General features: G+C 40.4%; 20 protein-coding genes. 10 read left to right on the top strand and 10 right to left on the bottom strand.

Going from position 1 to position 18,821, the window contains the following annotated elements:
• Positions 1-2 precede the first annotated feature (2 nt).
• Positions 3-1,148 carry a carboxynorspermidine decarboxylase gene (gene nspC, locus PHI47_RS07875; protein ID WP_299935862.1) on the bottom strand — a complete coding sequence of 382 codons (1,146 nt, stop codon included), beginning with the start codon at positions 1,146-1,148 and terminating at the stop codon, positions 3-5.
• A 121-nt stretch (positions 1,149-1,269) separates the two neighbouring features.
• Between nspC and PHI47_RS07870 the strand changes: the two genes are divergently transcribed.
• The 3 genes from PHI47_RS07870 (at position 1,270) to amrB (ending at position 3,328) form a co-directional block, all read left to right on the top strand.
• Positions 1,270-1,827 carry a hypothetical protein gene (locus tag PHI47_RS07870; RefSeq protein ID WP_299935860.1) on the top strand — a complete coding sequence of 186 codons (558 nt, stop codon included), beginning with the start codon at positions 1,270-1,272 and terminating at the stop codon, positions 1,825-1,827.
• A gap of 150 nt (positions 1,828-1,977) precedes the next feature.
• Positions 1,978-2,535, top strand: coding sequence for an AmmeMemoRadiSam system protein A (gene amrA, locus PHI47_RS07865; protein ID WP_299935858.1), 558 nt, complete (start codon positions 1,978-1,980; stop codon positions 2,533-2,535).
• Positions 2,528-3,328 carry an AmmeMemoRadiSam system protein B gene (gene amrB / locus PHI47_RS07860; RefSeq protein ID WP_299935856.1) on the top strand — a complete coding sequence of 267 codons (801 nt, stop codon included), beginning with the start codon at positions 2,528-2,530 and terminating at the stop codon, positions 3,326-3,328. The genes amrA and amrB overlap by 8 nt, the downstream gene beginning before the upstream one ends.
• On the opposite strand, the gene PHI47_RS07855 is transcribed toward amrB, so the two are convergent.
• Genes PHI47_RS07855 through hemH form a run of 6 tightly spaced genes read right to left on the bottom strand, consistent with a single transcriptional unit; the run spans position 3,325 to position 8,515 of the window.
• Positions 3,325-4,509, bottom strand: coding sequence for a saccharopine dehydrogenase family protein (locus PHI47_RS07855; RefSeq protein WP_299935854.1), 1,185 nt, complete (start codon positions 4,507-4,509; stop codon positions 3,325-3,327). The genes amrB and PHI47_RS07855 overlap by 4 nt on opposite strands.
• A 59-nt stretch (positions 4,510-4,568) precedes the next feature.
• Entirely contained in the window at positions 4,569-4,937 is a 369-nt protein-coding gene (locus PHI47_RS07850; RefSeq protein WP_299935851.1) for a diacylglycerol kinase, read from the bottom strand.
• On the bottom strand, positions 4,924-5,652 hold the full coding sequence (locus PHI47_RS07845; protein ID WP_299935848.1) for a DUF695 domain-containing protein: 729 nt from the start codon (positions 5,650-5,652) through the stop codon (positions 4,924-4,926). Before PHI47_RS07845 ends, PHI47_RS07850 begins: the two co-directional genes overlap by 14 nt.
• 35 nt (positions 5,653-5,687) lie before the next feature.
• Positions 5,688-6,923, bottom strand: coding sequence for a hypothetical protein (locus PHI47_RS07840; RefSeq protein ID WP_299935846.1), 1,236 nt, complete (start codon positions 6,921-6,923; stop codon positions 5,688-5,690).
• A complete protein-coding gene (locus PHI47_RS07835; RefSeq protein ID WP_299935844.1) occupies positions 6,920-7,567 on the bottom strand; it encodes an HAD family hydrolase in 648 nt (215 codons plus the stop codon). Before PHI47_RS07835 ends, PHI47_RS07840 begins: the two co-directional genes overlap by 4 nt.
• The gene (hemH, locus tag PHI47_RS07830; protein WP_299935841.1) at positions 7,568-8,515 is read right to left on the bottom strand and encodes a ferrochelatase; all 948 of its coding nucleotides are present in this window, start codon (positions 8,513-8,515) and stop codon (positions 7,568-7,570) included. It lies immediately after the preceding gene.
• A 128-nt stretch (positions 8,516-8,643) separates the two neighbouring features.
• Between hemH and PHI47_RS07825 the strand changes: the two genes are divergently transcribed.
• Both PHI47_RS07825 and PHI47_RS07820 read left to right on the top strand, forming a co-directional pair.
• Positions 8,644-9,429 carry a C40 family peptidase gene (locus tag PHI47_RS07825; RefSeq protein WP_299935838.1) on the top strand — a complete coding sequence of 262 codons (786 nt, stop codon included), beginning with the start codon at positions 8,644-8,646 and terminating at the stop codon, positions 9,427-9,429.
• An 11-nt stretch (positions 9,430-9,440) separates the two neighbouring features.
• Positions 9,441-9,905, top strand: a complete 465-nt coding sequence (locus PHI47_RS07820; RefSeq protein ID WP_299935835.1) for a hypothetical protein — start codon at positions 9,441-9,443, stop codon at positions 9,903-9,905.
• Here the strand turns inward: PHI47_RS07820 and PHI47_RS07815 are convergent.
• Positions 9,896-11,038: an FAD-binding oxidoreductase gene (locus PHI47_RS07815; RefSeq protein WP_299935832.1), complete on the bottom strand. Its 1,143-nt coding sequence runs from the start codon at positions 11,036-11,038 to the stop codon at positions 9,896-9,898. The two genes, PHI47_RS07820 and PHI47_RS07815, sit on opposite strands and share 10 nt — an antisense overlap.
• A complete protein-coding gene (gene glyS, locus PHI47_RS07810; RefSeq protein WP_299935829.1) occupies positions 11,010-13,046 on the bottom strand; it encodes a glycine--tRNA ligase subunit beta in 2,037 nt (678 codons plus the stop codon). The genes PHI47_RS07815 and glyS overlap by 29 nt, the downstream gene beginning before the upstream one ends.
• 171 nt (positions 13,047-13,217) lie before the next feature.
• Here glyS and PHI47_RS07805 point away from each other — a divergent pair, with 171 nt between their 5' ends.
• The gene (locus PHI47_RS07805) at positions 13,218-13,604 is read left to right on the top strand and encodes a class II SORL domain-containing protein (RefSeq protein ID WP_299935827.1); all 387 of its coding nucleotides are present in this window, start codon (positions 13,218-13,220) and stop codon (positions 13,602-13,604) included.
• A gap of 35 nt (positions 13,605-13,639) precedes the next feature.
• Here the strand turns inward: PHI47_RS07805 and PHI47_RS07800 are convergent, their stop codons facing one another.
• A complete protein-coding gene (locus PHI47_RS07800; protein ID WP_299935824.1) occupies positions 13,640-14,440 on the bottom strand; it encodes an HDOD domain-containing protein in 801 nt (266 codons plus the stop codon).
• Between the two features lie 296 nt (positions 14,441-14,736).
• Here PHI47_RS07800 and PHI47_RS07795 point away from each other — a divergent pair, with 296 nt between their 5' ends.
• The 4 genes from PHI47_RS07795 (at position 14,737) to PHI47_RS07780 (ending at position 18,773) form a co-directional block, all read left to right on the top strand.
• The gene (locus PHI47_RS07795) at positions 14,737-16,335 is read left to right on the top strand and encodes an EAL domain-containing protein (protein WP_299935822.1); all 1,599 of its coding nucleotides are present in this window, start codon (positions 14,737-14,739) and stop codon (positions 16,333-16,335) included.
• A 68-nt stretch (positions 16,336-16,403) separates the two neighbouring features.
• Positions 16,404-17,066 (top strand): uracil-DNA glycosylase, encoded by a 663-nt coding sequence (locus tag PHI47_RS07790; protein WP_299935819.1) that lies wholly within the window; start codon positions 16,404-16,406, stop codon positions 17,064-17,066.
• Positions 17,063-18,130, top strand: coding sequence for a hypothetical protein (locus PHI47_RS07785; protein ID WP_299935816.1), 1,068 nt, complete (start codon positions 17,063-17,065; stop codon positions 18,128-18,130). The genes PHI47_RS07790 and PHI47_RS07785 overlap by 4 nt, the downstream gene beginning before the upstream one ends.
• A complete protein-coding gene (locus PHI47_RS07780) occupies positions 18,108-18,773 on the top strand; it encodes a Crp/Fnr family transcriptional regulator (protein WP_299935814.1) in 666 nt (221 codons plus the stop codon). Before PHI47_RS07785 ends, PHI47_RS07780 begins: the two co-directional genes overlap by 23 nt.
• Positions 18,774-18,821 lie beyond the last annotated feature (48 nt).

Genomic DNA, 18,821 nt, shown 5'->3' with positions numbered 1-18,821 from the left:
CATTAGGATAAGCGGTTTCGATAGTCTTCATACCCGAACTCATGAACCATTTTCAATTTTCCCTCTTTTGTCCAGATGGCGAGAGAGGGAAGTTTAATCCCGTTGAAGGTCGTATTTTTAACAAACGTATAATGAATCTGATCTTCAAAGATGATATAATCGCCTACTTTTAGCGGCTCATCGAACGAATAATCTCCCATAATATCCCCTGCTAGACACGTATTACCGCCTAAACGATAGGTATAGGCTTTCTCTCCTGCTTCACCTGATCCACGGATCATGGCTCGGTACGGCATCGCGAGGGTATCGGGCATATGCGCTTCTGCAGAAGTGTCAAGGATGGCTATATCCATTCCGTTATGGACAATATCAAGCACCGATGCGACCAAAGGTCCTGTCTGCCATCCCACCGCTTCACCGGGTTCAAGATAAACAGTAATATTGTTATGTCGAGCTTTAAACGCCTGTATTACTTCGATAAGGCGGTTAACATCATAATCAACGCGTGTGATATGATGTCCCCCTCCGAAATTAATATAGGTCATCTGGTCTATGTAGGCACCGAATTTTTCTTCAAATGCTTCGAGCACTCCCTCCAATGCATCAACATTTTGTTCGCACAACGCATGAAAATTAAGTCCGTTCAGTTTTGAAACAATCTCAGGATCGAAGTTTGCAAGTGTCGTCCCCAAACGGCTGTAAAGACCGCATGGATTGTACAGATCAACCGGAGAAGAAGAATATTCCGGATTGACCCGAAGCGATACGGAGATATTGGGGTTAAGGGCTTTAACCCGATCGTAATAGCGGTGAAATTGTGCGGGAGAGTTGAAAACGATATCATCGCTGATACGGGCGATTTCATCGATATCTTCATCTTTGAATGCAGGCGAATAGGTATGAACCTCTTTATTCATTTTTTCCCGTGCTAGTTTTGCTTCATGCAATCCGCTGGCAGTACATCCACGAAGGTACTTTGCTACAAGGGGAAAGGTCGACCACATAGCAAAACCTTTAAGGGCAAGGATTATTTTAGCCCCCGATTCTCTCTGAACACGCTCCATTACCTGCAAGTTTTTCTCTAAAAGAGACTCTTCACAAATGTAACACGGTGTATGGGTGAGTTGGGAGAAATCGATAGTGCTCATGTAAATTCCTAGGGAGGGAGTTTTAATGGCGTGATTGTAGCATAGAGTTATTTCCACACTGACAAAAATGATAGAACAAGAATTGTATTGATAGTTTATATATAACTCTGAAGGAACCTCAATGTCTATTAAAGACTACATCGCTGAAAACAAACTCGAATGGATGATCGTTTACAATGCGCCGACTGACTCATATAAGTATGCGTATCGTGGATGTCTCATCGTTACTGAAGGTAAAGTAATTACTGCTGATAAAAGTCTTCCACCAAAAGATATTGTTAAACAAGTGATCTTGGCTACTAATAGTGATACCATCGACTTCATGGCACTAGAGCTACAATCGTTGGATCTTTTTGAAAGTTTCGTTGCTAAATATAAAGAGTATTTAACTCCGGAAGGTAAATACCTCCTATTCGTATCCGATATTATCGGTAAAGGTAAATTTATTTACGAAGGGATCACATTCAATACCTTTGCATTGGATGAAAGTTCAGTATGGAATGACTTGCTTGATATCGCCGATCTTTCAAAAGGTGATTTGAAAAAGATGTCTGACAAAGAGAAAATTGATGCGGTAGCTAAAGAGATTCTACGCAGCAATCTTCGTCTCAATGATAAGACATATGAAGATATCAAAGCGTTGCAACGCGGTGGAAAAGCTTCATTCGGAGCCGTATAATCACAACTATTTCCCTTTATTGGGAAATAACTTCTTCATTCTTCTTACCTCTCAGTCTCATTTTTTATTTATCTTATTTTGTTACGCTTTACGTGATACAATTATGTCCAATAGTATTTTAGCTCCATATGTAATATTAGGAGGTTAAAAATGAATCCCCTTACTTATTTAAAGATTGCAAGAGATGCAATCAAAGCACATTTTGAACATACCCAGATTGATAAGAATGCGCTTTTAGCCATTTACCCTGAACTGTCTGCACAAAGAGCCTCTTTTGTGACACTTACAATAAACGGTCATTTACGCGGCTGTATCGGATCGATCATTGCACACCAAATTCTCATTGATGATTTAATTTCCAATGCCGTGTCAGCCGCCTTTCGTGATCCCCGATTCCCACCCTTGTCACGAAGTGAATTGGATGAGGTAAAAATCGAAGTATCACTTTTAACACATCCCGAGCCCATAACGTATCGTGACACGGATGAACTCTCTCGTATCATCCGTCCTGATATTGACGGTGTCATCTTGCGTCTTGGAAATCGTCAGGCAACTTTTTTACCTCAGGTGTGGGAAGAGTTGCCTGACTTCAACTCATTTTTTACCCATTTGGGGCTCAAAGCAGGGATTGGAAATGATCCTCTTTCCTACCATCCCGATATTTTTACCTATCAAGTTAAAAAATATAAGGAAGGCTCACATGACTAAAAGAGTTATGAGTGTAGCGGGAAGTTTTTATCCTTCATCTTCACATGAAATCAACAAAATGATTGATCATTTTAATACTATCTTAGAGTCTCATCCTGAGGTAATGAAGCATTTTAGCACTCTGAGCGGATATGCCATTATCGTTCCCCATGCGGGATGGATCTATTCAGGATTTACCGCCAATATTGCTTTTAGAGTACTCTCCAATACGCAACCCAAAACAATTGTCGTGATCGGTCCGTCGCATCGTGTCGGATTTGAGGGGGTGAGTATCGCCGATACTGAATTGTATCAGACACCATTGGGAGATTTAGTCATAGATCGTGCTCTTGTGAAGGATTTAATGCAACGCTTTAACATTCCGTGTTTTCCTGAAGCACATCACGAGCACAGTACTGAAGTTCAGATGCCGTTTATTAAGCGCTATTTTCCAGAAGCCAATATTATCGAGATGGTTTATGCGTATGCGCAACCTTCTCTGATTGAACCGATCATTACCTATTGTTTGGATCATGCGGATACTGCCGTCGTTATCAGCACCGATTTGAGTCATTATTATCCTCTAGATGAAGCTAAAAAACTCGATTCGATCTGCTTGGAAGCGATTCAAAATGAAAACACACATACGTTACATCAAGGGTGTGAAGCGTGTGGAATGATCGGAGTAGAAGCGATGTTGAATGTGGCTAAAAGAAATGGGTTGGAGAGTACGGTCTTAGATTATCGAACGAGCGCCGACACGAGCGGGGATAGTTCTCGTGTTGTCGGCTATGTCAGTGGAGTATTTTCTTAAACGTCCATCTCGATAACATTCCAAGGGAGTCCTTGGGTATTCATCTCGTCCATAAACGGATCCGGATCGAGCTGTTCCATGTTGAATACACCTTGCCCGTTCCAAATACCTTGAACCATCAGTTTTGCACCGATCACGGCTGGAACACCTGTCGTATACGATACACCTTGTGATTTTACTTCGGCATAGCACTCTTCATGATCTTTTACTTGATAGATATAGATTTTTCGTTTTTTGCCGTCTTTTAGACCTTCAGCAACAATACCGATATTCGTTTTACCTTTGGTTCGAGGACCAAGTGACGCAGGATCAGGAAGCAAGGTTTTCAAAAATTCCATCGGAACGATTTTCATCCCTTGGTGTTCAACCGGTTCGATTCCCAACATTCCAACATTTTCAAGGCATTTCATATGCGTAAGGTAGCTTTGACCAAAGGTCATAAAGAAACGAATACGTTTAAGACCATGGATATGTTTTACCAACGACTCCATCTCTTCATGATAGAGAAGATAGCTGTCTTTTGGCCCTACTTCAGGATAATCCCACACCTGCATAATCTCCATCGGAGCAGTTTCGATCCACTCTCCATTCTCCCAATAACGCCCTTTAGCACTTACTTCTCGAAGGTTGATCTCAGGATTGAAGTTAGTTGCGAACGGATAGCCGTGATCTCCCGCATTACAGTCGAGGATATCGATCGTGTGGATTTCGTCAAAATAGTGTTTTTGAGCATAGGCACAAAAAATATTGGTCGCACCCGGATCGAATCCGCTTCCGAGTAATCCCATGATTCCTGCTTCTTTAAACGCCGCATCGCGTTCCCATTGGAGTTTATACTCAAATTTTGCTTCATCCGGGTGTTCGTAGTTAGCGGTATCGAGATAAGGAGTTTTGGTCGCAATACACGCATCCATGATAGTAAGATCTTGATACGGCAATGCAACATTGATTAAAATGTCCGGATTGAATTTATTGATGAGATCGATCACTTCTTGAGTGTTGTCCGCATCAACGGTTGTAATTTCAATAGCACCTGCTGGAAGTTCACTCTGGATCTCTTCGCAACGCCAAATACTACGGCTTGCTAAAATGATACGATCAAATACAGTATTGTTCATAACACATTTATGTGTTACAACGCGCCCTACTCCGCCGGCGCCGATAATGAGTGCAGTTGCCATAGCAAACCCCTGATAAAAAATATAATGGAAATTATAGGCTAAAATCTCTTACGAAAATGTTACAGATAAAATGCGTTGAAAAGGGTCAATCCCCAAATGAATGCCAACATCGCTAAAGAGAGAAATACCAATGCGGCTCCCGCATCTTTTGCCCGTTTTGCAAGTTCATGGTGATCAAATGTGACTAAATCAACGGTTCGTTCAACGGCACTGTTAATAACTTCAGCGATGAGAGGGATAAAAAGAGATCCGGCCAAAACCGCACTGGATACATAAGAGATCGGCAGTGACCAAGCCACGATCATTCCTACGGTAAAAAGGGCGATTTGAAGTCGAAACGATTTTTCGTTACGGGTAACTTCCATAAGACCGTTTAGCGCGTATCGAGTATTTTTGAAGAGAGTGTATTTTGGTTTATTCAGCGCCATGCTCAACCTCCGCCAAAACAGTACTCCAACCTTCATAGTGTCCGTGTTCCTGCATCGCTGACTCATATAACGATGTTGTTGTCTCTTCGACCACATCGGGAGTGATCGGTTCATTTTTTATCAGTATGACACCGTAAGCGTAATCGCTCTCGTCATCCGTGACGTATTCTTTTGCCTCAAAACCGTGAGAAGCGAGTTGTGACACCGCACGTTCCATCGCACTTTTGGTTTGAAAAAAGAGATAGTGTTCAACCTCTCTGGAACTATTCAGATCATCACCTGCTTCGACAAGAGCGGTCATAGTATGACGGTTTTGGATACTGAGAAGACCATATGCATCGGGATAGAGGTTGTCAATGTACATTTCCCATTTACTGTCTCTCGATGAACCGCGCTCATACACGTACCCGCCGTGGCGACTCATTACCTCAGAGCTTAGATTTTCAAAACGTTTAGATTGAGGAGCATAGAAATAAAATTCTGCCCATCCTTCTTTCATCACTCTTCCAGCGAATACAGCATCTAAAGAAGTCATAATTGTTGATTTTAAATCTTCAGTAAATAATTCTAAACTCTCAGTAACGCTCTCAGCTTTAACAAAAAGCCATAGAAGCATTGGACGTTCCTCTTGGGGAACTTCATCGATGAGATCAAGCTCAACATCACAGCGATACGGGATATTCTCATCATCGAGGAGCTGATAAAATTCTACCATGGCCAAAACCTTATTTTTTTGCCATTATAGGGTCTTTATTCTTGGTTTTCTCCCAAATAACTTTTGTGTAGCTTCACTTTACTCGCCAGTTCTTGGACATTTTTTGTCTCAATGGACGGGAGAGTTTCTCTTTTTTGGAGGTTCTGAGACCAAAGCTGCATTTGTGCCGTTGCTTCAGCGGCTACTTGTTCCAAACTCTGACGGATAGAACGGAATTCCTGACGTTCATATGATTCGAGGGTCACGATCAATTCGTTCAGTTTCCCTTTGGCATTGATAAACTCATCGTAAAGTGTTTCTGAAGATGAAAAGAGACGTGAAAGGGGCTTGAGTGATTCGGAAAGTTCTTTAGAATGCACTGTCATTTCACGCATCTGTTTTGAGGAAAGAACCATCTGCTGCATAATCAGTTCACTTTGCTCGCGCGAATTTTTCAGTAAAGAATCATTTTCACTCAGAGTGGTTACAATCGATTCACTTTTGGTGCCCAATACATGGATATGGTGAGAGAAATCATTGACGATACGTTCCAACTCTCTTTGCAATACACTGATGGTATGGTCGGGAAGCTGGTTATGACTAATCTGAGTTAAAAGATCATGTAGATTTTTGAGCTGTGCATGTACCTCTTTTTGATCATCACAACTAAGACGGGCAACACTTTTTAGCTGATTGAAGTGATCTTGCTCTGCCACACGAAGAAGATCGATATGGCGATGTACGACATTATCCAGACTCGGCAGCTCACTTAAGGTAAATTCTTCAAATTTTTCCATGGCGCTTTGTTGTTGTGCCAAAAGTGATTCAATTTTGGAAACAAAGAGCTTTTGATTGCTTTGAATAACGTTTAGGGCATCCAGTTCCTCTTTGAAAACATGGCGAATCTGATCGTGGGTTGAACTCTCCATTTGCGCAACAATATCGAGTCGTTCTCGTAAGGTTGAGAGTGCTGCCGCGACGGACGTCATTTCATCGGTTAGTGTACTGAAACGGAGTCGATCTTCATGGGTATTGATGCTCGAAACAGTCTGGCTCATAACACTCATAATGGCAGAGAGGATAACCCCGACACCAAGGGACAAAAGTGACTCTTTAAGTACATTAACATCCATATTGCCGCTGAGGATAAAATGCAATAATCCTCCGATAATTCCCAATACCAGTACAACGGGGGTATAATTGATTTTATTCGGATCTTTGTAAACAGCGGTATGACGCAAAAAAAAGAGAGACATAACAATAATAGTAATAAGTAAATCGATACTAATCATAATTTATCCTTTTCACAAATGATACTCAATAAATCTTTGGGTGAGTGTGCAAAATAATCTCCCTTCCCTTCATTGCTAAATCCCCATCCGGCAAAGATACTTGTTATCCCAGCACGAGAAGCTGCTTCCATGTCTTTGGAGTTGTCTCCTATCATCCAAGCATTATCCGTACCCGAACGAAATTCGTAGTGATTGAGATGTTTATGAAGCATTTGAGGGTGAGGTTTGGGGGAATCGACGTTATCAGCACCAACGATTAGTTGAAAATAGGAGTCCAGTTCCAAATATTGTAACATCCTCTTGGCAAAAATACTCGGGGCATTCGTTGCCACCCCCATGACAAAATCATTTTTATGCAATACGTTTAATAGGTTATGTATTCCATCATAAGCCGTAACATTTTGAATACACTGCTCATAATAGTGTTCTTCAAAAAGTTCGCTGGCACGCTGTTCGTAAATTCTTTTCCCATAAAAAATCTTCGATAAATTCCGTACAGGAGCATTAATGGCATCGATAACCGACTGAACGCTTAAAGGCTCTAAATTGTAACACACTTCACGTACATGGTTGATAGAAAGGGTAATGTCCAATCCGGAATCGATTAACGTTCCATCCATATCGAAAAGTGCAATGCGGCGCATTTATTTCATTTTCTCGTAGAGTTCTTTGAGTGTTTGGACAAATAACGGATGATCGTTTGGACAGCGGCATACACGATACTCTTGATATCCCAATTCGTGAGCCACTTCGGCATATTCAATAGAGAGTTCAAAATCAGTTTCAGAGTTATCGATGGTAAATGCGATAGGTACGATAATGACTCGTTTATTGCTTAAAGTACGTAACGTGGTTTCCAATGAAGGTTCAAGCCACTTCATTGGCCCTACTTTGGATTGATACGCCAGATGAACGGCATTAAAATCCAGCCAACTTTTTTTCATTAGCTCTTCAATTAATAAGACATGGGCAATAACGTGTCGCTGATACGGGTCACCTTGATCAACAATCTTTTGCGGCAATCCATGGGCAGAGAAAACAATATCAAATGTCCCGGCATTATCTGTACCCAACGTTTCTTTGATCCGTTCAACAAGACATCGGTTATAAGTTTCATTCATAAAGAAATGTTTGATTTCCACCGTAATAACATCCCAACCGATTCTTTGGGCAGTCTGCTCGAAATCATCGAGTGACGACTGACTAGTCGTACTCGAATATTGCGGATACAGCGGAAGAAGATAGACTTTATCAATTCCTTGATCTTTTAATCGTTGGCACACTTCATCTGCCATAGGAGGCGTATAACGCATAACGAAGTCAACAACGATTCCATCTCCTACCGTCTCTTTTAATCGTTCTACCACTCTTCGAGTGAGTTCTACAATAGGAGATTTACCACCAATTTGTCGATAAATATCCTGTGATTTTTCCACACGTAACAAGGTAATCATTCCGGCTATAAATTTACGTAATAAGGTGCTTTTTGTTCGAATAATATAAGGGTCATTAAACATGTTATGCAAGAACATCTCAACTTCATTAAGATTGTTAGGGCCACCCATGTTTAAGAGTACAATCGCTTCTTTCATTTATGCTTGTTATCCATCTGTTTTTGAAGAAAGTGTACCATAACGAAGTGTTAAAATTTAGTATTATAAAAAAAACTAAAGCTTTTTAATCTATAATGACTACAGCGCAGAAAAAAGAAGGAGGGTTAATGCTGATAAAACGAACAGTGTTATCACTGATTTTACTGACATTGACGGTTCAAGCTGAATCTCAGAGGCGTGAGCCATCCCTCTTTTTAGAATACGAACGTGAACTGAAAAAAGTGAACGATTCGGCCAAAAATGATGATAATCCCTTTGACAAAAACAATCAAATTCTAACTATAGCCAAACCAACACCTCCAACCGTTAAAACCGTTGTCCTCCATGAAACCGTTTTAAAAAACACTACATTTGACCACGATACAATTGGTAAAGATAATAATCCCTATTTGGTTGTAACCAAACCTTCTCCGATTGCTTCTTCTACCGTTTGCCCAGATAATTCCACTACGGATGAATCACCTAAAAATACTTCTCAAAAAATCGTAACCAATTTTAAAACAGTGAAAGACAAACTACTTTCCCGTGCAAAAACTTTTCTCGGGACCCCGTATGGGTTTGGTGACAAATCGGGTGATCGCACCGATTGTTCCGGGTTTACTCAGCAGGTATACAGTCAATTCGGGATATCTCTTCCCCACAGTGCTACCGAACAAGCGCATCTTGGAGACAATGTTGATCCAAAAGATTTACAAGTCGGTGATCTTCTTTTTTACCGAACCTACAAATCTGACCCATCACACGTAGCAATTTATGCAGGAGACGGGCAAATCATTCACGCATCTTATTCCAGCCGAAAAGTCCAATTTGACTCTATTGACAAAGGGTATTATAAAGAGCGCTTTATGTACGCCAAACGTCTAGCTCTCAATAATCCTGAATACGACGAATAAGCAAAATAAGTATGTCTTCCTTATATTCCATTCTTGACAAGCACTGGCTTTGGAAAGAGGTATATACAAAGCTTGATATCTCGTCTCCGGCGTATCAATACTGGAACGATACCCGTCATATTAAACTCAACCGCTACGTATTTCTTGAAAAACAGACACTCCCCTCAAAATATGCCCATATCGAAGAAGATCTTACCGATCTTTCAGGATATCTTCCAACCCAATATGCCGCGACACAGCTTGGTATTGATAGCCATATTTTTGGCTATAAAAAAATGCGTCTTTACAATCAATTTGAGTATAAATTTGTAAACGATATCAAATTTGTTAATCTCAAGCGGTTTTTTCTCGAAAACGGGATCAAAATCGGTAAAAAAAGCTATGTTCATCTTGCGCGGCTCGATGAGCTGATTATTACTGCTGATTCACGTTTCTACCGTATTGATGATAACTACGGAATGGTCGTTTACGATTGACGCTTTGCCCATCGCGGAAAAAAGCGTGAGGGGGACAATATCGGATCAATAGCTCTCCCCTCGACAATAAACTCTTTCAATCGCTTTGCCAAATACGGCGCTAAGACAAATCCATATCCTCCTGAACCGTTGATCATCGTCAAATTCGGATAATAGGTATATTCGGATGGATCAACCCTCTCACCGTGTTTCAGATGGGGGTACTTTAGAAGCGTTGCCTCGGCATTTACAAGACTTCCCAACATCGGGAGGTAATCATTTGATCCCGAACGGAGTCCCGTATAGTCGTTGATGATATTAATATTATTTAATTTTAATGTTTTGGAGGCTTTTTCGAGCAGTTGTACTCTCCCCTGCTCCCTATCATACGGTTCATCGGTAAATGGCGAATAATGGACATCATGGGTTGCTCCGATAGCAACGATCCCCTCCTTGCTCGTAGGGGAAATAGAGACATGATGATGGAGAATACAGGGGATGTGGGTAGAGGTAATTATATCGATCCGATGACCCCAAATACCTCGTAAACCGACGTAATCGATGGGTAATAGCTTCGGATAGGCTCCGATCGAGAGGATGATATGTTTCGCGCGTAGTTCGCCTACTTGCCAAACTCCATCACTGTGGATCAGCTTTTCAACCTTGAGAGGATAAAAATCGATCTCTTGGACCATTGCTTCACAAACACCCTGCGCATCAACGACGGCACCTTCAGTGAAATAGATATAGCTATCCACTGAGGCTTCTGAGGTTAGGAGGGATTTAAGCTCATCGTCTATTTTAGAGTGTTGTAATGTGGTTTCACGTTTGAAATGTTCGAGTTTATCGGCTTCTTGCGGGCTGTTTGCGATATGAAGAAGCGGTTTTGTGAGGGTAAATTGGGGAAAATGGGTCGTGTAAAATTCGAGTGCTTCGGCGTGTGCTTGGCTCATAATCTCTTTGAGCTCACCGGCTTTGGAGATTTTAGGCGAGATAAATGCCCCTGCCGCACCACTCCCGCCAGCAGCGATACCGTCCTGATCGATCAGCGCGACGTTTAGACCTGCTTGTGCGAGAGTGTAGGCGCTACAACAGCCGTTTATCCCTGCACCGACGATGATGACATCATAGGGTAATATTTTTGATGTCGGCAATCGAATAAATCTCGGCGTAGATCATCCCAACCAACGCTTTACGGTTGGCACGGACACTCAAATCCTCGGCATTGACCATAACATTGTCGAAGAAGTTGTCTAATTGGGCTTTAAGGCCGAAGAGTGCATCCAAACGCTCTTCAAGTGTTTCGTAACTTGCAGAGATAGCTGACGTTGCGGCAGAGTATAGGTTGCGTTCCGCATCGTTTTCAAACAGTGATTCGTTGACACTGAAACCTTTATCCATCGATTCGTCTTTGAGGATATTGCTGACCCGTTTAAAGGTGGAGAATGCTTCGAGGAATGATTCGGATGATGCGATAGTGGCAATGGCGCGGATTTTACGGTCGATTTCGAGGACATCGAGTTCGACATTAGCATCTTTGGCAACGACCGATTGGATGATCGAAGGATTGACGCCGACATAGGCACCTGCGAGACGTTCGATGATAAAAGTCTCAATGTTCTTTTTGTACTCTTTGCCTTGCGGATAGAGATTTGAGAGTTGATCGATCAAGGTAGAAAAATTGAGAGGGATTTGGTGCGCTACGGCGATTTTGATAATCCCGTTGACGGCGCGGCGAAGGGCGAACGGATCGCGTGAACCAGTTGGGATTTCACCGATGCTGAACATTCCCATGAGGGTATCAAGTTTCATCGACATAGCGACGATGGCACTGAGCATTGTGCTTGGCAATGCGCTATCTTCGCCTGTTGGAAGATACTGCTCTTTGATTGCCGTGGCTACTTCGGCAGATTCTCCGAGTGCTAGGGCGTAGTAATACCCCATAAGTCCCTGTAGTTCAGTAAATTCATATACCATCTCAGACATCAAGTCGGCTTTCGCCAACTCCATCGCACGATCCAAATCGGATGGATTAATATTATCATATATGAGATTTGCGATAGTGGATGCGACCACTTTTTCGCGTTTGATTTTTTCCGCTAACGTCCCCAAACCGTTCATAAAGACGACTTTTTCTAATCCTGCCGTACTCAAACCTTTTTTGAGGTCGTTACGGTAAAAGAAAAGTGCATCGGAGAGGCGTGGACGGAGAACCCGTTGATTCCCTTCGATTACGTGGCTGAAATCATCGGTAAGGGCGTTGGAGACCACGACGAATGCATTGATCAGTTTCCCCTCTTTAAATACGGGGAAGTAGCGTTGATGCTCTTTCATAGAGGTAATGATGACTTCGGGAGGAAGTTCGAGGAAACTCTCATCAAAACTTCCCAAAAGCGGTGTCGGGTGTTCCGTGATGGCAACGACTTCATCGAGCAAATCTTCGTCCACTTCGATCGTAATGCCGTGCTCATTTTCGAGTTTAGCGAAGTTTGCCAAGATTGATTCGCGGCGGCTTTGCGGATAGAGATCGACGGAACCCTCTTTGAGGAGATCGAAATAGTGATGGATCGAGTTTACTTTTTTGGCTTCGAAATGGCTGATACGGTGGACGTAGGTTTCGGAGGATGAACGTACACCGAAGAGTTCCATATCGACGAGCTCTTCGCCGAGGGTCACATTGACCCAACGGATCGGACGGATAAAGCTCTCATGGCTGCTTCCCCAACGCATCGATTTACCAAAGCTCAAGCTTTTGATCCATGTATCGATCATTTCACCCAAAATCTCAGTGCTCTCTTGTCCCGCAATGGTTTTACTGAAATAGAGGACCTCTTTGCCCCCCTTTTCGGCTCGACTAATCTGCTCAAATTCAACGCCGCATTTTTTGGCAAAGCCCAAAGCCGCAGGGGTTGGAATTCCGTCTTTGATCGCGATGTCGACCGGTGCACCGAAGAACTCTTCGATACGGTCGTCTTGGCGCGTTTTGAATTCACGATGCCATAGTACCAAACGGCGCGGTGTGTAGTAGAACTCAAACTCTCCGACTAGAGCATTTTTTTCCAAAACGGCGACCCATTTTTTCTCTATTTCCGCAAGCTCTTTGAGCAGTGGGACTGCCGGAAGTTCTTCGACACCGATTTCAATCAAAAGAGATTTTAACATTTATTTATCCATCAATCATTTTTAAAGTCCCGATTTTACCGCTTCGATGGTTAAAAATCGCTGTTGCTTTGGAAAAAATTAATTCAGAGATAAAATATCTTATTTAGGTATAGTTAAAAGTTTTGGTGTGTACAATACCCGTATCATATTACATTCAATAAGGAACCAAACATGCCAACAATAAATCGTTACGTAGATATCAGCACTGTAGATCGTGAAGCGAAAAAAGATTATATCGATCGTCACTCACCGTTTATCCACTGTCCAACATCCGCTAAAAAAGGTGAAAAGCTCGCAGTAACCGTTAAAATGGGAAATGAATATTCTCATCCGGATGATTTCGACCACTTTATTGCTAATATCGCACTTTACAACGGTGAGACATTGCTTGCTCGCGCCGATTTCGTTCCAGGAACACTCGGAAATGAAAAAAACCATGCGGAAGTAACATTCAACATTGTCCCTATGGGTAAAAAATTGACCCTTGTGGCACACGGTTACTGCACCAAACACGGTGTTTGGGAATCAACTCCTGTTGAAGTAGAAGTCGCTGAATAAATTTTGAAGCCTTTTTAAGGCTTTAAAAACTTTGATTAATCGTCTATTTCCTCTGCACTAAGTAAAATTTCATATGCTACTCTTGCATCATTAACATGAAAACCAAACTTCACTAAAATAGGTTCAATTTCTTCAAACGGTTGTATATCTTTTAGAGTAAAAAGTGATCTGGCACACATCAAAGCTGCACAGGTTTTTGGTTCAATCGCACCATCCGGTTTGAGTGAATTACATAAAGAGTTGATAAATAGATCATCAAAATTCCAAAACTCGAATAATCTTCCTGCCAGTTGGTCTCCAGAATTGCCTAAAAGTTCATTTTCTTCTACACTTAGTTTAATCGGATCATGTTCTACGAAATTATAGGATGTTTTGGTAAGCATGAGTACATAGGAAGAAACTAAACGTCCTATTTCGAGGATAAATGTTAGTCCGCCTAATGACTGAAGAATAGAGCGATGCTTTTTTCCTAGCCAAAGATCTAGAAACCGTTGTTGCTTCTCCATTACAGAAAACCATTCATTCATACTGATTCCATAAGGAGATATATCGGTATAGGGATGAGCCTTTAATGCAGCAGTAAGTGACATTCCGCGTATAGCCGATGTTCCAAACAGTGCGACTGCCTGTGAAATAGAAATTATCGGATAACGAAAGCCGTGATATGGTGCATTTGCATAATGGAGAATATCAGTGTACAAGATTGGATCGGATTCAATTACACGAATAAAAGCTTTGATATCAATATCATCAATTTGACAAATTTCATTCATTTTATTGATTGATTCAGGCAGAGGCTGAAATGATTCAATAGAATAAAGCAATGTACTGAGCATGGATAACCTTTTTGTTTAATACTTTGTCATAAAACGTTACAGATTTTAGTTTTAATTCTTTAAATTTATTTAATTAAAGTTATTATTAATTTTAAATAAGTAATAACTTTATTCTAAAATACAACAATTATCATAATACATTCAAAGTTATAAATAAATTAGTATTCTCAGGATGTGAAATGAAATCACTTAAAGATAATTAGATTATGTCATATTATTTTAGTTTTATAGCATTATTTTCGAAAAACAATAAAGTATCGTGTTTCAACTTTACGTTCCAAAAATGAGAATCACATATGGATAATATAAAACGACGTGAATTTGAAATACTTGCGATGGCAATGAAACATGCTTCAGATAGCATGATTGTCATGGATCGTAATAATAAAATCATAAAAGTTAATAATGCTTTTATCAAAACATTTGGATATGAAGAAAAAGAGGTAATCGGTAAAAATCCGAATATTCTCTCCTCGGTTAAACATAATAGTTCTTTTTACGCTCAGATGTGGAATACGTTATTGAGAGAAAAGCACTGGAACAGCGAAATTTGGAATAAACGCAGGAACGGTGAGTTGTTTCCTGCGTGGGTGAGTATCACTGCCATAATGGACGATAATAATAAAATACAAAACTATCTGGCTATTTTTACAGACTTAAGTGCGTTACGCGATAGTCAAAAAAAGTCTTTAAAACTTGCCTATTATGACCAATTGACCGGACTTCCCAATCGTCAGAAAATAGTTTCCGACTTGGGAAAGAAAAATCCATCTGTTTGTGTGGTTTTTAATATTGATGATTTCAAAGAAATAAATGACTTTTTTGGAATCGAAATCGGTGATAATATCCTAAATCAGTTGGGACAATGGTTTTTTAAAATGAATTTTTTACCTTATCGTATCAGCGGAGATGAATTTGCTGTCTTATTGTATGAAGATATTATATGGAATGACCTGCGAAACCGAATCATAGCGTTAATGTCATTGCTGGAGGAACATGTTTTTTATGTCGATGACGAAGCAATCAATATTCATATGACGGTAGGTGCCGCACTCGGAAATTATAAATTGTTGACACGAGCTGATATAGCTCTAAACAGAGCAAAGAAAGATAAAGTTGCAATTGCTTTGTATGATGAAGATGAAAATATCGAAGAAACATATCGTTCAAATATCAAAATGAGTGCTGCGATACGCTCAGCCTTATCGAAACGAAGAATTATTTGTCATTATCAACCCATAATTGATCTAAATAGCGGAAAAATAGATAAATATGAAACACTAGTCCGTATGATTGATGAAGAGGGTATTGTTATTTCTCCATCCGTTTTTTTAACGATTGCGAAGAAAACAAAACTGTATCCACAAATTACCATTGAAGTCGTGAATCAAGCTTGTGCCCTTTTTTCAACACGAAATGAAGAATTTTCCATTAATCTTTCTGATAGTGATATACGTGATCCGTATATTGTAAAAGAGATAATAAATACAATTACCAGAACCGGTACCGCTTCTCAAATCGTTTTTGAAATCCTTGAATCAGAGGGTATAGAAAATTATGAAGAAGTTGTGCAGTTTATTAATACGGTCAAACTGCTAGGTGCAAAAATCGCTATTGATGATTTTGGAACAGGGTATTCAAATTTTGAAAATATCCTAAAACTGAATGTTGATTACATCAAAATTGACGGTTCACTCATTCAGGGAATTACAGAGAATAGCAGACACCATATTGTTGTTGAAACTATTGTCAATTTTGCGCATAAAATAGGGGCTAAAACCATAGCCGAATTTGTGAGTTCTAAAGCGATCTACGAAGCTGTCAAAGAACTTGGGGTTGACTACTCGCAAGGATACTTTACCGGTAAACCAGAAGCGTTACCTTTCTCTTTTTAGATCCCCTTTATCTCCTTTTAACCGCTTCTTCTTTATACTCTTTTTAAATTCTGTAGTAAGTGAAATCCGTGGACTCTTTTCAAAATCTTGCTTTGTTAGAAAACCTTTATCGTTTAAAATCACTAGGCTACACCTATGTAGATCCAATTACTCCAAATATCCAAACCACTCCAAATACTTTACCCGATTCTTTGAATACATTGGGACAAAACATTTCACAATGTTACCTGTGTGATCTGAGTAAATCGCGTCGTCAAAGTATGAGCGGGTATGGAAATCCCCGTGCCGATTTGATGTTTATTGATGCGTATGTTTCTGCAGCGGAGGATGAAGCAGCGGAGTATTACGTCGGCAGATCAGGTGTGATGCTGCGAGACATGATCGAAAAAGTATTAATGCTTCGAGTTGAAAATGTCTATTTTACCCATACGGTTAAATGTAAACCATTCGGCTTTCAAAACCCATCAACCAGTGAATGCAGCAGTTGTACCCCTTTTCTATCCAAACAACTCGAACTTATAAAACCTCGTTTTATTGTTACCCTTGGACCCGATGCATATCAAATTCTTAGTGGAGACAATGGAGATTTTGAGCGTGTGCGCGGAGAAATTATTCCGTTTGGAGACGCATTTTTGATCCCGATGTATCATCCACTTTATCTTGTACGCAATCCCTCCCTAAAAAAAGAGGCTTTACGGGATTTGCAAACCATTAAGGCTCAATTGTCATGATTTTTGTCCGAATATTTTTTCTTTCATCACTCTTATTCCTTTTTAGTGACGCACATGCGATTACGATCCAAAAATCTTCAAATGCCGCTAATCCTACTTCCGATGTTATTTCATCGGATCATACTTATCATATTGCTGTCATTTCAGCACCTAATATTATCGGTAAATATTCCCAATCCGTTTACAATGTCTCCTTAGCCACACTCATGAGCCTTCGCAGTGACCATTATGAAATTAAACGATACGATATGTCGGATGAATCACCTGACTCACTTTCAAAAGCTTTAGACGAAGTACGCCATGATCATATGGATGCGATACTGGCTCCACTTACCACCGGCGGTGCTAAAAATTTGCTTACACTCAATGTTGCACTTCCGTTATTTATCCCTACTGTCCACAAGCGTGATATATCATCAGCTCCAGTAAATATTACCTTTGGAGGGATTGATTACGTTGCTCAGATCGAAGCATTACTCCCTTATATGGCTGATTCAATTGCTATATTTTATGATAGTTCCAGTGTTGGATCTCAACTCAAAGCTTCAACCGAAGAGGTTTTTTTGGCCCACAAAAGCGAAAAAAAGAGAATTTCAAGTTATCCGGTAGATCTCAAGGGGGATAATATTATTTCGCATCTCTCTAAGCCATCCACCTTTAATAAATCCAGTATTATTATCCATCTTCCAGTCGTAAAAAGTGCTCTCTTGAGTGCACACATGACTTTCACAGGTATTAAAGAAAAAAATATCCTTTCAACCCAAATCAATATTGACCCTACTCTTCTGACACTGACCCAATATCAAGATCGTAAAAACATGATTTTGGCCAATTCACTCATTGAATTTCCTCCTACTATTTATGAATCCAATGCATTGATGAATAATGATATTACATTTGATTGGATTCAATATGCTACCAGCGTTGGGATTGATTATTTGGTTTCCGTACTCGGTAATACACCAAGGGAATATACGATGCGTATAATCAATTCTCAAGTGATTTATCCTGTTGAATTACTTCGTGCAAAAGAGTTTGGTTTTGAACCCGCTACCTCTCGCTGAATCTTTTTCACTCGATAAAATCGAGATATTTAGTCATCTTAGCGCAAAACAGCGTGCACAAATTGCGCAGATCGGTATCATACGACATTACGGTTTAAATGAGATTGTCTTTTATGAAGGAGATGAAAGCCGCTATTTTCATTTTCTGATTGAGGGAGAAGTCTCTATTTATAAAACTTCTGCCTCCACAGAGACTATCCTCATTCATCGTTTTAGAGCACCTTCCTTAATAGCTGAAGTAGCAACTCTAAAGCAAGTCCCCTACCCTGCCTCTTGTGAGTCTACGCAGCCCTCCGTCATCCTAAAAATTTCACGTGATCCATTTTTGGAACTCTTAAAAAACGACCCTTCTCTCAGTATCGCATTCATTTCATCATTAACCCAAAAAATTTCTGCTTTGGAACGTTCCTTACAACGTCACAGCGCTCCAAATGCGATGTCAAAAGTAGCGAGGTTGATACGGGATGATAAAGATTTATTTGTACGGCTCAAAGGGATTGAAATCGCCCGCCTTATAGGAATTACTCCGGAAACGCTCTCCCGTATGATCAAAAAACTCAAAACGCAAAGAATTATCACCGTCTCAAAATCGGCAGGGATAAACATACTTTTGGCGGAACAACTTGATACTTACTGCGGATAATTATTTTCCTTTAAGAGAAGCAATGATAGAGTTAAGACATCTGTAATT

Origin of the sequence: Sulfuricurvum sp. (genome assembly GCF_028713855.1) — a bacterium.
GTDB lineage: Bacteria > Campylobacterota > Campylobacteria > Campylobacterales > Sulfurimonadaceae > Sulfuricurvum.
The sequence above is the reverse complement of the archived record's forward strand: the minus strand, read 5'-3'. Positions and strand labels throughout refer to the sequence as shown.